Source organism: Vibrio jasicida 090810c (assembly GCF_002887615.1).
GTDB classification, from domain to species: Bacteria; Pseudomonadota; Gammaproteobacteria; order Enterobacterales; family Vibrionaceae; genus Vibrio; species Vibrio jasicida.
This window is the reverse complement of sequence record NZ_CP025792.1, coordinates 1,593,221-1,609,109: the sequence shown is the minus strand read 5'-3', so window position 1 is coordinate 1,609,109 and position 15,889 is coordinate 1,593,221. Positions and strand designations below refer to the sequence as shown.

The 15,889-nt window shown below is 45.4% G+C and carries 12 protein-coding genes; 10 read left to right on the top strand and 2 right to left on the bottom strand.

The window, feature by feature from the left end; all coding sequences use genetic code 11:
- Positions 1-126 precede the first annotated feature (126 nt).
- From guaA to C1S73_RS07540, 4 genes are all read left to right on the top strand, one after another.
- Positions 127-1,680 (top strand): glutamine-hydrolyzing GMP synthase, encoded by a 1,554-nt coding sequence (gene guaA / locus C1S73_RS07555; protein WP_038869609.1) that lies wholly within the window; start codon positions 127-129, stop codon positions 1,678-1,680.
- Positions 1,681-1,981: 301 nt separating this feature from the next.
- Positions 1,982-3,505, top strand: a complete 1,524-nt coding sequence (locus tag C1S73_RS07550) for a Na+/H+ antiporter NhaC family protein (protein WP_038869610.1) — start codon at positions 1,982-1,984, stop codon at positions 3,503-3,505.
- A gap of 200 nt (positions 3,506-3,705) precedes the next feature.
- Entirely contained in the window at positions 3,706-5,415 is a 1,710-nt protein-coding gene (locus C1S73_RS07545) for a glycoside hydrolase family 19 protein (RefSeq protein WP_038869611.1), read from the top strand.
- Between the two features lie 179 nt (positions 5,416-5,594).
- Entirely contained in the window at positions 5,595-6,188 is a 594-nt protein-coding gene (locus tag C1S73_RS07540; RefSeq protein WP_009705589.1) for an acetate uptake transporter, read from the top strand.
- 128 nt (positions 6,189-6,316) lie between these two features.
- On the opposite strand, the gene C1S73_RS07535 is transcribed toward C1S73_RS07540, so the two are convergent.
- Together C1S73_RS07535 and C1S73_RS07530 are read right to left on the bottom strand one after the other, a co-directional pair.
- On the bottom strand, positions 6,317-7,864 hold the full coding sequence (locus tag C1S73_RS07535; RefSeq protein ID WP_038869613.1) for an alanine/glycine:cation symporter family protein: 1,548 nt from the start codon (positions 7,862-7,864) through the stop codon (positions 6,317-6,319).
- 307 nt (positions 7,865-8,171) lie between these two features.
- Complete coding sequence (locus tag C1S73_RS07530; protein WP_038869614.1) at positions 8,172-9,428, bottom strand: D-amino acid dehydrogenase; 1,257 nt, start codon at positions 9,426-9,428, stop codon at positions 8,172-8,174.
- 106 nt (positions 9,429-9,534) lie between these two features.
- Here C1S73_RS07530 and C1S73_RS07525 point away from each other — a divergent pair, with 106 nt between their 5' ends.
- The 6 genes from C1S73_RS07525 to sufB all read left to right on the top strand — a co-directional run bounded on the left by C1S73_RS07525 (position 9,535) and on the right by sufB (position 15,886).
- Entirely contained in the window at positions 9,535-10,437 is a 903-nt protein-coding gene (locus tag C1S73_RS07525) for a LysR substrate-binding domain-containing protein (protein ID WP_038869616.1), read from the top strand.
- 162 nt (positions 10,438-10,599) lie between these two features.
- The gene (locus tag C1S73_RS07520; RefSeq protein WP_050566707.1) at positions 10,600-11,178 is read left to right on the top strand and encodes a DUF6795 domain-containing protein; all 579 of its coding nucleotides are present in this window, start codon (positions 10,600-10,602) and stop codon (positions 11,176-11,178) included.
- A 2-nt stretch (positions 11,179-11,180) separates the two neighbouring features.
- Complete coding sequence (locus C1S73_RS07515) at positions 11,181-12,317, top strand: lipase family protein (RefSeq protein ID WP_038869619.1); 1,137 nt, start codon at positions 11,181-11,183, stop codon at positions 12,315-12,317.
- Positions 12,318-12,487: 170 nt separating this feature from the next.
- The gene (locus C1S73_RS07510; protein WP_038868796.1) at positions 12,488-13,756 is read left to right on the top strand and encodes an O-acetylhomoserine aminocarboxypropyltransferase/cysteine synthase family protein; all 1,269 of its coding nucleotides are present in this window, start codon (positions 12,488-12,490) and stop codon (positions 13,754-13,756) included.
- Positions 13,757-13,990: 234 nt separating this feature from the next.
- Complete coding sequence (gene sufA, locus C1S73_RS07500; RefSeq protein WP_038868794.1) at positions 13,991-14,362, top strand: Fe-S cluster assembly scaffold SufA; 372 nt, start codon at positions 13,991-13,993, stop codon at positions 14,360-14,362.
- Between the two features lie 48 nt (positions 14,363-14,410).
- Positions 14,411-15,886 (top strand): Fe-S cluster assembly protein SufB, encoded by a 1,476-nt coding sequence (gene sufB, locus C1S73_RS07495; RefSeq protein WP_038868793.1) that lies wholly within the window; start codon positions 14,411-14,413, stop codon positions 15,884-15,886.
- The last annotated feature ends 3 nt before the right edge of the window (positions 15,887-15,889 follow it).

The following is a 15,889-nucleotide window of genomic DNA, read 5'->3' as shown; positions in this document are numbered from 1 at the left end:
TTTTTACTGTTGTAAAAATAAAACCTATACACTCGACGTAAACGTTTGCTTTTTTCCTTGAAGCATTAATAAGAGGCGAGTACACTCGCCTCCGTTTTAATAACCTAGCTTATAAGACTGCTCAAAATGACTAAAAATATTCATGACCAACGTATTCTGATCTTGGACTTCGGTTCTCAGTACACTCAGCTAGTAGCGCGCCGTGTACGTGAAATCGGTGTTTACTGTGAACTGTGGAGCTGGGACGTTGAAGAAGCGGATATTCGTGAATTCAATCCAGACGGTATCATCCTATCTGGTGGTCCAGAAAGCGTAACGGAAGATAACTCTCCACGCGCTCCTCAATACGTATTTGACTCTGGTGTGCCAGTACTAGGTGTATGTTACGGCATGCAAACTATGGCTGAGCAGCTAGGTGGTAAAGTAGCGGGTTCTACTGAACGTGAATTCGGCTACGCACAAGTTAAAGTTTCTGGTGAATCTGCACTGTTTAAAGATCTTGAGTTAACTCAAGACGTGTGGATGAGCCACGGTGACAAAGTAGTAGAAATTCCTGCTGACTTCGTGAAGGTCGGTGAGACAGACACATGTCCGTACGCTGCGATGGCGAACGAAGAGAAGAAATACTACGGCGTTCAGTTCCACCCAGAAGTAACGCACACGAAAGGCGGCCTACAAATGCTAGAGAACTTCGTTCTTGACGTATGTGGCTGTGAGCGTCTATGGACTTCTGAATCTATCATCGAAGACGCGGTTGCTCGTATTAAAGAGCAAGTGGGTGACGACGAAGTTATCCTAGGCCTATCTGGTGGTGTTGATTCATCGGTAGTTGCGATGCTGGTTCACCGTGCAATCGGTGACAAGCTAACGTGTGTATTTGTAGATAACGGTTTGCTTCGTCTAAACGAAGGTCAACAAGTTATGGATATGTTTGGCGACAAGTTCGGCCTGAACATCATCAAAGTTGACGCAGAAGAGCGTTTCCTAAATGCATTAGAAGGCAAAGCGGATCCTGAAGAGAAGCGTAAGACAATCGGTCACGTATTCGTAGACGTATTCGATGAAGAATCTAAGAAGCTGAAAAACGCGAAATGGCTAGCTCAAGGTACGATTTACCCTGACGTTATCGAATCTGCTGCATCTAAGACTGGTAAAGCGCACGTGATCAAATCACACCACAATGTGGGTGGTCTTCCAGATGACATGGAAATGGGTCTTGTTGAGCCACTTCGTGAGCTGTTCAAAGATGAAGTTCGTAAGATCGGCCTAGAGCTTGGTCTTCCATACAACATGCTTTACCGCCACCCATTCCCAGGTCCTGGTCTAGGTGTTCGTGTTCTTGGTGAAATCAAGAAAGAGTACTGTGACTTGCTACGTCGTGCAGACGCTATCTTCATTGAAGAGTTACACGCTGCAGACCTATACAACAAAGTATCTCAAGCGTTCACGGTATTCCTACCAGTTCGTTCTGTAGGTGTAATGGGCGATGGTCGTAAGTACGATTGGGTTGTCTCTCTACGTGCGGTAGAAACTATCGACTTTATGACTGCGCATTGGGCACACCTACCATACGACTTCCTAGGTAAGGTTTCTAACCGTATCATCAACGAAGTTGAAGGTATTTCTCGCGTGGTTTACGACATCTCTGGTAAGCCACCAGCGACAATCGAATGGGAATAATATTCCCTTCATATTTGAAGTAGCAACGTTGTTGACTTCTCCATTTCACCCTAATCACATAGTAAACCTATGCTCATAGGGCTGAAATGGCTTGTCGCCTAGTTGCAACTCCAACTATTTTGGGAACTAGCTTTCGTATTTGACGTAAAGATTAAAATAGTAAAGCCAGCCTTCGGGCTGGTTTTTTTATGCCTGAAAAGTGTGAACGCAGGTCTCAACTTTTTTATTAGAAAATATATACATGCGAGATTATTGAATGTATATTCACTTTTAGTGTTTAAATATTAAAGTTGGTATTGCTATGGAACAGGCAGAAGTTACCTCCCTCATCCCCATCATTATTACGTTAGTCCTCGCGCTAACTACAAGAAACGTTGTTGTCGGTCTTTTTGCCGGCGTTGTTAGCGGTGTGGCTATGTTAGAAGGCACATTCGTCGATAAAGGTCCGCTCGATTCGTTTAGCGCACTGATGAAAAGTTACCTGTTGCCGCAACTGACTGACAGTTACAATGCGGGCGTCATTTTGCTCTTAGTCTTTATTGGTGGCTTTGTGGCCTTGATGGAAAAATCTGGCGGTGGCGTGGCGTTTGCTAAAAAGGTCACTCAGTGGGTTGCAAGTAAATGCCAAGCGCAGCTTTCTGCTTGGTTTGGCGGCGTCGTTATTTTCTTTTCAGACCTTGGTACACCGTTAATTGTTGGTCCTGTCTTTCGTCCTCTTTTTGATAAGCTGAAAGTCTCTCGCCAGAAACTTGCGTTTATTATTGATTCCACTTCATCCCCCGTGGCTATCCTGATCCCTTTCATCGGTTGGGGCGTTTACATCATGAGCCTGATTCAAAAAGAGTTTGCTGCACTGGATGTGGGTATCAGTGATTGGGATGCCTTTATTGGCGCGATTCCTTACCAGTTTTATGCCTTTTTAGCGATCGCGATTGTGCCGATTGTCTCTTTCTTCAAACTGGATTTTGGACCAATGGCGAAAGCGGAACAACTTGCGGAGCAGGGTTCTGATTTTGGAAAAGTGCAAGATTCATTAAATGTGTTTGAGCATAAAAATGCAAAAACAAGTTTTGTTTGGGCACCGCTGCTCGTCATGCTTGTGGTGCTTTGTTCAATCTTGGTTCCTCACGGTTTTCCATTTCAGAAAGTAGCAGGCTCAACTTTCCGTGCTGCACTGTCGTCGGCGTATTTCTTTGCTGCAATTACCCTAATTAGTTTGATGGCGTTTTATGGCGTGAGAAAGCTCTCTGATGGCATTCAGGTTTACCTAAAAGGGATGTCGAACATGATGTCCGTTGCGGTGATTCTAGTTCTCGCTTGGTCGCTGAGTTCTGTCGGTAAAGAGCTTGGCGCTGCGGCTTACATTGCAGAGCAGGCACAAGCTGGCTTCCCATACTGGTTATTACCAGCGGTGGCATTTTTATTGGCGGGTATTATCTCTTTTGCCACAGGGTCGTCATGGGGCACTTTTGCCATCATGATGCCATTGGTCATTCCAACCGCAGTCGCGATTGATGCGCCATTATTGGTGTGTATCGGTGCGGTGCTATCTGGTGGCTTATTTGGTGATCACTGTTCGCCAATTTCGGAAACCACCATCTTGTCCTCTACGGGCGCAGGTTGTGAGCAGTATGAGCACTTTAGAACTCAATTGCCTTATGCGGTACTCAACGGTGCTATCGCTCTGACAAGCTTCCTTGTTGCGGGTGTGATGGCTTCTCCTGTAATTGTGCTGGTGGCAATAGTCGCGCAGTTTGCCATTTACTTGGTGCTCTCTAAACAGCAATCTTCACCGACGCTAGAGCAAGCAACAGCAGATCAATAACAATAAATGAGAGCGGGGGATTATCCCCCGTTTTCTTTTGAGTCGAGGTAACAGTTTTTGTGATACCCACTGTGTAACAATATTTATTTATGAAATTTGCGTCGCAGAATTAATTCACTTCACTCGGCGTTTTTTCTACATGATCCACTATGTGTCTAGTTATTCCTTGTATATTGTATTGTTAAATACGGAGATTAGACATGTTTGCACTCAAACATCTGCCTCTCGCATTGGGTTGTGTACTCGCTGCACAAGCTCATGCCAGCATGAATATCCAACCTGATCCACAAAACCCAAATGGTTACGTGATTGCTCGTGGCGACATCCAAGCTATGGAGCAAAGTAAAACCTCTGACCCTATGTATGCTATTTGGTCACAAGCGCTAGAGACTCGTCCAAATACGGTTGTTGAAGCGATTGTTCCAGGAGCAGCAAGCAATCCGGAAAACGTTAAGCGAGTTGAACGTGTCTTCCCTGAGAGCGAGTGGAATTTCCTTACTCAGATGGCGGCACCAGAGTATACGTACACACGTTTCTTGCGTGCGATCGGTAAGTTCCCTGCATTCTGTGGCGACTACACTGACGGGCGTGATTCAGACGCGATTTGTAAGAAATCCATCGTGACAGCATTTGCACACTTTGCTCAGGAAACCGGTGGTCACATTGCGGTCGATAACGTATCTGACAACCCGCTTGCACTTGAAGAGTGGCAACAAGCATTGGTTCATGTGCGTGAAATGGGATGGTCAGAAGGTCAAGAGGGCTACACCACAGGTTGTGGTCAGAACGATTGGCAAAATAAGCGTTGGCCTTGTGAGCCTGGTCAAGGGTATTTCGGTCGTGGTGCAAAACAGCTTTCTTACCACTTTAACTACGGCGCTTTCTCTGAAGTGATGTTCGATGGCGATGCATCGGTATTGCTGAAGAATCCGGGCTTAGTCGCTGACTCATGGTTGAACTTAGCTTCTGCGATTTGGTTCTTCTTAACCCCTCAAGCGCCAAAACCAGCAATGCTGCACGTGATTGATCGTACTTGGGTACCATCGCAGCGTGAAATTGATGCGGGTATTGGTTATGGATTTGGTACCACGATCAACGTTATCAACGGCGGTATTGAGTGTGGTGAGCAAAACAAAGATAAAGGTCAGCCAGTTAACCGCATTCGTTACTGGGAAGGTCTAGCAGCGCACTATCAGATTCCTATCGAAGCCGATGAGACCAATACCTGTTGGCAACAAACGCCTTACGGTAGCTTAAACCTTAACGGTGCCACTGACGTGCTTTACACCAACTGGGATGGTAACTGGAAGTACTACTCAGATCGCCCGGGCGGTCACTCATTTGAATGTGAGTTGGTTGGTTTCCAAACCGCGTATTCGGCACTGGTTGCTGGTGATTACGAGAAATGTGTTACCAACTTCTACCAATCTCATGCAGGTTGGCCTGAAGTTCGCGTTGTCGATAAATTAGACCCAGTCGATCCGGTTGACCCACCTGTAGGCGGTGTTGCTGCATGGGATGCTGGCAAGGTTTATAACACGGGCGACCAAGTCTCTTACAAGGGAGCGGTATATGAAGCGAAGTGGTGGTCACAAGGTAATGAGCCTACTAAAGGTGACCCATGGAAATTGGTCTCAGGTACGCCAACAGAGCCACCAGCGACTGAACCGCCAACGACTGAGCCTCCTGTAACAGAACCACCCGTCACCGAGCCGCCAGTGACAGAGCCTCCGGTTACTGAACCACCAGTATCGGGTGACTTTATTGCATGGGAACCAGGTGTGACTCAAGTGGCTAATGGCGACAAAGTGACTTATCAAGGCAAATGCTTTATCGCGAAAAATGGACCGGGTGTATGGGAATCACCGACACAGAGTAATTGGTTCTGGGATGAGATCTCTTGCCAGTAATTGAACAATAAATAGTCTAACCATCTATAAAGACTCTGCTTTTTAGCAGGGTCTTTTTTTATTCGTTTGGTTGCTTATTTGTGTAATCTAAGTTTTCAATAACGTCTTTTCTCTTTTGTTTTTGAGTCCATTAAAATTCGCGCGCAATTTTTATCAACATTTTTGAAAAGGTAATGTACATGTCTACAAAACTGGCTAACCCAGCGCCACTAGGTCTAATGGGTTTTGGTATGACTACCATCCTGCTAAACATCCACAACGCAGGTTTCTTCCCAATGGATTCTATGATTCTGGCTATGGGCATCTTTTACGGTGGTTTAAGCCAAGTACTTGTTGGCATGATGTGCTTCAAGCGTGGTGACACGTTCGGTACGACTGCATTTACTTCTTACGGTCTATTCTGGCTAACACTGGTTGGTCTAATCGTAATGCCTTACATGGGCCTTCCAGCAAGCCCAGCACACTTCATGGGTTGGTACCTACTACTATGGGGTATCTTCACTGGCTTCATGTTCATTGGCTCTCTATGTTACCCAGTAGCGAAGCAAGTAGTATTCGGTTCTCTTACTATCCTGTTCTTCCTACTAGCGGCACGTGACTTCACTGGTAGCGAGCTGATCGGTACTATCGCAGGCTTCGAAGGTATCTTCTGTGGCGCGAGCGCAATCTACTTTGCAATGGCTCAAGTACTAAACAACGAATACGGCCGTACCGTACTTCCTGTTGGCGAAAAGCAAAAGCCACAAGTTGCTACGCAAGAAATCGCTGCATAATCGCTTCGAATTGAATGCAAAAGAAAAGGGTTAGCCACTGGCTAACCCTTTTTTAATATCCGTTGTTCGGACCACTGCTTTTTCTTATATACCTGCCAACCCATTGGGGGAGGATGTTAAGTGAAGCATTAGGTAGATGGTTGCTCTACCGTTTCTGCTGTATCGCTTTCTGCGGTTGGTGCTTTACCTGTTTTGCGCTTGTACTTCTCTTCCCAGTAAGTTGCGCCTTTAATACCAAGTGCTACTGGGTTGAACGTAAACTCAGTCACACCACGTTTCTGTTGCTCTTCGTAGTCAGCCAGCGCTTTTAGTGCAGGCTTCGACATGAAGAAAATGATCAGAATGCCGACAATGTTCAGCCATGCCATTAGACCTACGCCCACATCACCCATTGCCCACGCAAGGTTGGCAGTCTTCACGGTGCCGTAGAATACCGCAGAGATGAGTACCAGCTTCAGAATGAACATCAGACCGTTTACTTTTACAGTGCGACGGATGTACGCGATGTTCGTTTCTGCGATGTAGTAGTAAGCCAGAATCGTCGTGAAGGCGAAGAAGAACAAGGCAACCGCGATGAATGGTTTACCAACCCCAGGTAGAGCGCTTTCAATCGCCATCTGTGTAAATACAGGGCCATTAGCACCGATATCTGCAGGTAGGTTTTGCACTAAGAATGAACCCTCTACTGCGCCTTGTACGTTGTATGCACCCGTGATAAGAATCATAAACGCGGTTGCTGAACATACTAACAACGTATCGATGTAGATAGAGAATGACTGAACAAGACCTTGCTGTGCTGGGTGGTCAACACTTGCTGCCGCTGCTGCGTGAGGGCCAGTACCTTGACCTGCTTCGTTAGAGTAAACACCACGTTTTACACCCCAACCAATCGCAGCACCAATACCAGCCATCGGCGTGAATGCATCACCAATGATCATGCCAACGATACGCGGAATCTCTCCGATGTTAAGTAGGATGATAACGAACGCGGTGATGATGTAAGCCAGCGCCATGAACGGAACCACAATCTGCGTGAAGTTCGCGATGCGCTTTACGCCACCAAAGATAATGAAAGCAAGAATGACACAGACAACCGTACCAGTGAAAATTTTAGCGAAACTGAAGGTACCAATAGCGGTTTCAATCATGTCACCTGAGCCAAAGGCTGCTTCTACTGCGTTACCAATACTGTTTGATTGAACGCCGGGAAGTAGAACGCCACATGCAAAGATGGTTGCGATAGCGAAGACCCATGCGTACCACTTCTGACCCATTGCTTTTTCGATGTAGTAAGCTGGACCACCGCGGAATTCGCCTTCGTCTTCCTCTTTGTAAATCTGTGCGAGTGTTGATTCTGCGTACGCCGTTGCTGCACCAAAGAAGGCAACAACCCACATCCAGAATACTGCACCTGGGCCACCGAAGCCGATAGCAGCAGCAACACCTGCAATGTTACCTGTACCTACACGGCCAGATAGTGAAACGGCCAAAGCCTGAAATGATGAAATCCCCTTGGTTGAACTCTTACCATTAAGTAGCAAGCGCCACATTTCAAAGAAGTGACGAATCTGCACAAAGCGCGTCATGATCGAGTAGAACAAACCAGCGCCAAGACACAGATAGATCAGTGCCGGACTCCAGATAATTCCATTCAGAAAATCAACTAATGACTGCATGAGTATTTTCCCTGTTTGTTATGGTTGTGGTTGTTTTTCGTACAACACATTACCCTTTTTTGTAATGCAATTGTTAACCTTTTTAACTAAAAATCCCTTGTAGCGTGATGGTGGGCACAGAACGGTTAAATATTGTTAAAAATTGGTTCTTGTTATGTATCTGTGTGGTTTTTATTGGAAATAACAATGAATTGATTGAATATGCAGAACATTGTCATGAAAATGTTCTGCGAGAGGTGGTAGTTATATCTTCTGAATGCTATTCAACTTGTGGAGTAATACACTGTTTGAAATGGTTTGCAGGTGTTTAGGCGTAACGACTCAGGTTCAACTCTGAGTGATTTGTCACTTTGGGAACGGCGTTCATGATGACGTCTGTCAGCATCTGAGCTGAGCCACAAGCCATAGTCCAACCGAGCGTGCCATGCCCTGTGTTCGTAAACAAATTCTCGTAAGGTGTTGTCCCAATAATGGGCGTACCATCGGGTGTCATAGGGCGAAATCCACTCCAAAACTCAGCTTTAGTAAAATCGGCGCTTTGCGGAAACAGATCTCGAATCACCATTTCAATCGTATTTTTGCGTTTTTGCGGTAACGAAGGATCAAAGCCAGCCAGCTCAGCGGTTCCTGCGACGCGAATGCGGTCATCAAAACGCGTCATTGCGACCTTATAGGTTTCATCCATGATGGTAGAGCGAGGCGAAAATTGCTCACATTCAATTGGTACCGTCAGTGAATATCCTTTGACGGGGTAAACAGGAATGTCGATCTCAAGCTGTTTGAGTAACGCTGTAGAATAGCTGCCAGAGGCAAGGACAAACTGGTTTGCTTTAAACAAACCACGGTCCGTTTGGACACCCATGATCTTTTTGCCTACGGTAACCCAATTGCTCACCTCCGTATTGAACTCAAACCTTACACCATGGGCTTTTGCTAGCTCTGTTAACTGCTGACAGAACTGAAAACAATCCCCCGTTTCGTCATCAGGCAGATATAACCCACCGACCAATTTTTCTTTTACTAATGCCAATCCTGGCTCTTGCTTGATGCACTGTTCGACATCCATTAACTGAAAACGTGTACCGCTTTGCTCTAACAACTCAAGGTCTTTCTCTATGGCATCGACCTGCTGTTGAGAGCGAAACACTTGCAAGGTGCCTAACTGGCGACCTTGGTATTCAATCGCATGATCACGGCGCAACTGCTCCAGACACGCACGGCTATGATTGGCGATAGAGAGCATTCGGGCTTTGTTGATTTGATAGCGGGACAAAGTGCAGTTCGACACCATTTGCGTTGCCCAGCGGATAAGCTCCGGGCTAAGAGACGGTTTTATTTTGAGTGGTGCATGTTCTTCAGTGAGCCACTTTATGGCTTTGAGTGGAATCCCCGGCGCAGCCCATGGTGAAGAGTAACCATAAGATATTTGTCCGGCGTTAGCGAAGCTGGTTTCCATCGCACTGCTTGGTTGGCGATCGATCACGGTAACCTGATAGCCTGCCTGAGATAAATACCAAGCCGAGGTTAAGCCGATAACACCACTGCCTATTACGATGACTTCCATTGATGTGCTCCACACATTTTCGATGTTGCACAGTTTCTCTTCTTTACCTTTTGTTAACAATCGATATAAATTACATTCAGCGTTTAGAAAAACTATAGGCTCAAAGATGAAAAGCAGTGTCGTTAGCGGATTGTGGTTATTCAGCCAAGTGGCGGAACACAGCAGCTTTACCAGTGCAGCAAAGGCATTACACTTAACGACGGGGGCCATCAGCCAGCAAATCATTCAGTTAGAAGAACAGCTTGGTTTTACTTTGTTTGAACGCCACTCGCGCGGAATTCGATTGACGCCTAAAGGATTACAGCTGTATCAATCCTCACAATTTCACTTCTCCGAACTAGGAAAGACACTTCAAGAGCTGCAAATTGAAAAGCCCCACAATGAAATTCGCCTCAAGCTGACGCCTTCTTTTGCGTTTAAATGGTTAGTTCCACGCATTGAAAGCTTTCATCTAGAAAACCCCGATCTCCAAGTGCAGATTTTTGCAGAGGGAGCACTAGTGAATAGTGAGCTAAAGGACTATGACGTTGCGATAGACTACGGTTCTCATCCCTATCGAGATAAAAGCGCAGAGCGGATTCTAAATGAACAACTTTTGCCAGTCATGAGTCCAAAATACCTTGAGGAGCATGGGTGGCTAAAAACTCTTAAAGCGTCACCAGAACAATGGAGAGACGCGACGTTACTGCACGATGCTATGCCATGGGATAAGGCTCCGCGTGACTATGAATGGCTCTACTGGGCATCAAGCATGGGGTTCGATTTCAAAACAGAGGTAGGGCACTTCTTTAATCGTACGGATATGGCAATGTCTGCTGCCGAAGCTGGAGTGGGAATAGCAATGGCACGTATGGCGCTGGTGGAAGATGAACTTGAAAGCGGTCGCTTAGTCTCGCCATTTGAACCTGTGGATGCTAACGCAGGGTACTACCTGATCATTAATACCAAAAGTGAGCCTACAGCGCGATTTAGACGTTGGCTTTTACAGCAAGTCCAATCATCTATGTAGAGAGATAATTGGCACAAGTGTTTAAGAAATAATAAAAATAAATTTCTTAATTACATGATACTTCGAATTGCTTCCCACAAATTGCCTTCCGTTTATTAACTCCTCTCACTCTGTCTTCTTTTTCCATATCATCCAAAAATTAATCAATGGATGAGAAAGACTATGGCTAAAAGAATCTCTCTTATGTTGGCCCTAGCTCTATTTTCGGTAGGAGCAAGTGCAATGTTTTGGCCGTTCAAAAAATACGATGTGGAAATGTCTCCAGAAGTGCGTGGTGTTATCAAGCTTGATGGCGTTCCACAAGCTGGGTTAACGGTTCATCGAGAGCTTTATTACGAAGGGTACAAAAAAGGCAAAACCTTATCAGACGAAGTTCAGACCAATGAACTAGGAGAGTTCTCTTTCGAACGGCTCGTTGTTCGTTCAAGTGCTCCTGGAGATCTCTTTGGAGGAAGCTTAAGGGTTCATCAAAAAATTTCGCTCACTTATAACGGTGAACAAAAGAAGCTTTGGGGAGTTTGGTCTCCTACAGATGGGCGGAAGCCTTTGGTATCAATGCTCTCTAATATCGATTGTGAGTTAACCAATATTAAACGTATTCATGAAGTAGAGATCGCGCCGGAAAAAGGTGCGCCAATTTCGGTTTACTCGGTTTGCGACTGGAATCACGACAGGGTAACCACCTATCTGTATGACGAAGACACTGATACATACATTGCAAAAAAGGATATGGCTAAATAATTATGAGTGATATTTCCCCAAAGCAAGCCAGTTACTTGGCATCCGCAGCTTATGCCATAAAAAACAACTTAGAAGACTTAGAGGTGCCTCTTTCTCTTCGCAATGATTTTTCTTTCAAAAACATGGTTACAGGAACTAGTGGTGGTTTTTTCTTTCGCCCAGAAACTGGATTTGCTTTGTTGGGGAAAGGAAAAAGTCAGCGCCATAAGAACGACCTAGTTTTAGCTTTTAGAGGTACCGCAGGATTAGCTGATGGAATTACCGACTTAACTTGCAGTGGAAAGGGGACTGGGACAGGAGAGATCGTGCACTCTGGGTTTCAAACGACTTTCTATTCTATGAAAAAGGGCCTAACTCGTTTTCTGCGTGATAATCCGGTTGTTGGTAATGGCACTATTCATTGCGTCGGACACAGTTTAGGTGGCGCACTTGCCACTTTGGCTGCGAACTGGATATCGGCTTCCCCTGAGTTTAAAGGAAAAGTGAATTTGTATACCTTTGGCTCACCAAGAGTGGGAATGAAGCCGTTTTCTGTTAACTCATCCTCGCGCATATCGTCCCATTTTCGTTGTGTGAATGGTGCAGACCCAGTGACAAAAGCGCCAGTGTGGCCTTTTTATCATGTGCCTTATGATGGTTCAGAATACATATTGAATCGTGCACAGGGACTGCTTCCTAGCGCGCATTTTATGTCGGAATATAGTTCTTACACACAATCAGCAACGTGGGATAGCCTAGGGCTTCAAAAAGCGAACTCAGCTTTTAAACGTGTTGTCCTGAATTACGAGAATCGATTGCAAGCGAAACCTTCTGCTGATTGGGCAGATAAGATTTCAGCGGCAATCCTTACGCTGTTAATTGATGGTGGCTTTGCAGCAACAGTCTTTGCATTGCAAAGTGGTGGTGCTGCAATCGCAACTATCTACGATGCGATGGCGCGCTCAATGGTAAAAATCTCAGAACTTTCTAGTGAATTTGCCTCTCGCGTAAAAGGCTTACTTGGTCATATGTTGGTGTTTGCAGGTAAAGTCGCCCAAATTGCGATTAAATTTACTTACTCCTTTATCCGTTGGGTATTCGAACTGGTTTTAGGCAAACTGAATAAAGCAGTAAAAGCCGCACTAAAAACTAGCTTTTAGTCTTCAATATAAAACCGCCTCATTCGAGGCGGTTTTGCTTTGTGCAATTCATATCTTGATAAGTACTTTCTAAAACCAATCCTCTCCCTGTGACTTGAGCTACTTTTCTTTGCTGAAAAAATCGGCAATATAAAAGAATAACCATTCACTCAATAGTTCAGGGAAGATGCATGAAAGACGAAACACTCTCAATCCATTTTGGCTACGAAACAGACCCAACAACCAAATCTGTTGCGACACCGATTTACCAGACCGTCGCGTATGAGTTTGATAACGCTCAACATGGTGCTGACCTGTTTAACCTCGAAGTTCCGGGAAACATTTACACTCGAATTATGAACCCAACCAATGATGTGTTGGAAAAGCGCATGGCAGCATTGGAAGGCGGTATTGCTGGTCTTGTCGTGAGTGCTGGTAGTGCAGCAATCAACTATGCCATTCTCACTTTAGCGCAAGCTGGAGATAACATCGTTTCTACTCCTCAGCTATACGGCGGCACTTACACTTTATTTGCACATATGTTGCCGAACCAAGGTATTGAGGTACGTTTTGCCAAGGATGACAAACCTGAAAGTCTCGCTGAGCTTATCGATGAGAATACCAAAGCGGTTTACTGTGAAAGCATTGGTAATCCGGCTGGCAATATCATCGATCTTGAACGTGTTGCTGAGTTGGCTCATGCGCAGGGCGTGCCTGTGATTGTTGACAATACGGTCGCAACTCCTGTGTTATGTAAACCAATCGAATTTGGTGCAGATATCGTGGTGCATTCACTGACTAAGTATGTGGGTGGTCACGGTACGACATTAGGTGGCATCATCATTGATTCGGGTAAGTTTCCTTGGGCGCAGCACAAAGATCGTTTCCCGGTATTTAATCAGCCTGAACCTTCTTACCACGGCGTGGTTTACACCGAGGCATTTGGAGAGGCAGCGTTTATTGGTCGTGCTCGCACCGTTCCTTTGCGTAATACCGGTTCTGCTTTGTCACCGATGAATGCGTTTATGTTGATGCAGGGGCTGGAAACGCTGTCGCTGCGTATGGAGAGACACACCGAAAACGCACACAAAGTTGCAGAATATTTAAGCCAACACGATAAAGTGAGTTGGGTAAGTTACGCAGGCTTGCCAGATTCTGAGTTCTATCCATTGGCAGAGAAATACATGCAAGGTAAGCCGTCGGCGATATTGTCGTTTGGGTTGAAAGATGGTTACGAGGCGGGTGTACGTTTTTACGATGCGCTTAAGATATTCAAGCGACTGGTGAACATTGGTGATGCGAAGTCGCTTGCTTGTCACCCTGCATCAACTACACACCGACAGTTGAGTGAGGCGGAGCAAAAGCAAGCGGGCGTTTCTCCAGAGATGATTCGTTTGTCTGTCGGTATTGAACATATCGATGATATCTTGGCAGATCTTGAACAAGCCCTTAATGCTTAGTTATTGAATTAAATGTGAAAAGCAGCTCTTTGATGGGGCTGCTTTTTTTGAATACACCGTCTATATTCCACTTTCGCCTCAAACTCTTTTTTCTTTTCTAAATCCCATTTCGTTTCTATTCCAAATTGTGACCGAGCAGCATGCCTTAATCCCATAAATTCATTATGGTTGAATGCACAAATGATAATAACTATCATTCTCAATGTTTTGTTGTTTTTAAATAGGTGAATAGTCATGGTGGGAGTCAATTCAGTAGACAGCTTCGATCCTAGCAACAGTTGGCAAGGGCTGACTCTGACCGATAAAGCTGCCAATCAAATTAATAAGCTGCTCGAAAAAGACGAATCTCTACGTGGCTTGCGACTCACAATTAAGTCGTCAGGTTGTGCAGGTTATGCGTACGTACTTTCCACTGTGGATGAAGTAGTCGCAGGCGATCTTGCGTTCGAGCATCTGGGAGCCAAGTTATTTGTACCTCTTGATGCCATGCCTTACCTCGATGGAACAGAAGTGGACTTCATTTCACAAGGATTGAACCAGATGTTCCAGTACAACAACCCTAAAGTACAAAGTGCTTGTGGTTGCGGTGAAAGTTTTAATGTGTAAAAGCGAGCACTGCCCTTGGGCGGTGACTGGTTTCAAATGGTACCGACAATGACACAAAGTGGTATTGAGATCCAAGAAGACGTTCAAGCTTGGGTTGATGATGATAGTTACAAACAAGGTTTCTACAGCAATATTGCGACAGACCAGTTAGAGAAAGGCATCAATGAAGATGTTGTACGAGCGATCTCTGCCAAAAGAAACGAACCTGAATGGATGCTGGAGTTCCGACTTCGGGCGTTTCGAATTTGGCAAACCATGGAGGAACCGCATTGGTTAAAAGCACACTACAAGCCGCTCAACTATCAAGACTATAGCTATTATTCCGCGCCATCTTGTGGCCAGTGTGATGATACTTGTGCTGGCGATGATGCATCACAAGATCTGGAGTTTTTGACCAAAGAAGTAGAACAAGCTTTTGATTTGCTTGGTGTGCCAGTTCGTGAGGGAAGTGAAGTAGCGGTTGATGCGATCTTTGACTCCGTATCGGTCAAAACCACGTATAGTGAAAAACTGGCAGAGAAAGGCATTATTTTTTGCTCATTCAGCGAAGCGATTCATAAGTACCCTGATTTAGTGCAAGAGTACCTAGGGACGGTCGTCCCGCCCGAAGACAACTTCTTTGCGGCGCTAAATGCTGCAGTAGCATCGGATGGCACCTTTGTTTACATCCCTAAAGGTGTTGAGTGTCCTATGGAGCTCTCGACCTACTTCCGAATCAACTCGGCAAAAACAGGGCAGTTTGAGCGCACGATTTTGATTGCCGACGAGGGCAGTTACGTCAGCTATATCGAAGGTTGTTCAGCACCCTCGCATGATAACTATCAGTTGCATGCCGCAGTTGTGGAGGTCATTGTCCTCAAAGATGCTTACGTGAAGTATTCGACCGTACAAAACTGGTTCTCAGGCAAAGACACCAACGGCGGCATCCTCAATTTTGTGACCAAGCGAGCGCTGTGCAAAGGCAGTGGTTCAAAGATGTCTTGGACTCAATCCGAAACTGGCTCTGCCATTACATGGAAGTACCCAAGCGTCATTCTCCAAGGGGATAACTCGATCGGTGAGTTTTATTCTATCGCGTTAACGTCGGGTAAACAGTTGGCTGATACTGGTACTAAGATGATCCATATCGGTAAAAATACCAAGTCCACCATCATCTCAAAAGGCGTCTCCGCTGGGCACAGTGAAAACAGCTACCGCGGATTAGTGAAGATCTTACCGAGCGCTGAAAATGCGCGAAATTTCACACAATGCGACTCGATGCTCATCGGTCCGGATTGTGGAGCGCATACCTTCCCTTACGTTGAAGTAAAAAACAACTCCGCTCAGGTTGAGCATGAAGCAACCACAACCAAAATTGGTGAAGACCAACTGTTTTACTGTTCACAACGAGGCATTGCAGAAGAGGATGCGATCTCAATGATTGTGAACGGTTTTTGTAAGGATGTGTTTTCCGAATTACCGCTGGAGTTTGCCGTAGAAGCACAAAAATTATTGGCAATCAGCTTAGAACACAGCGTTGGATAATGA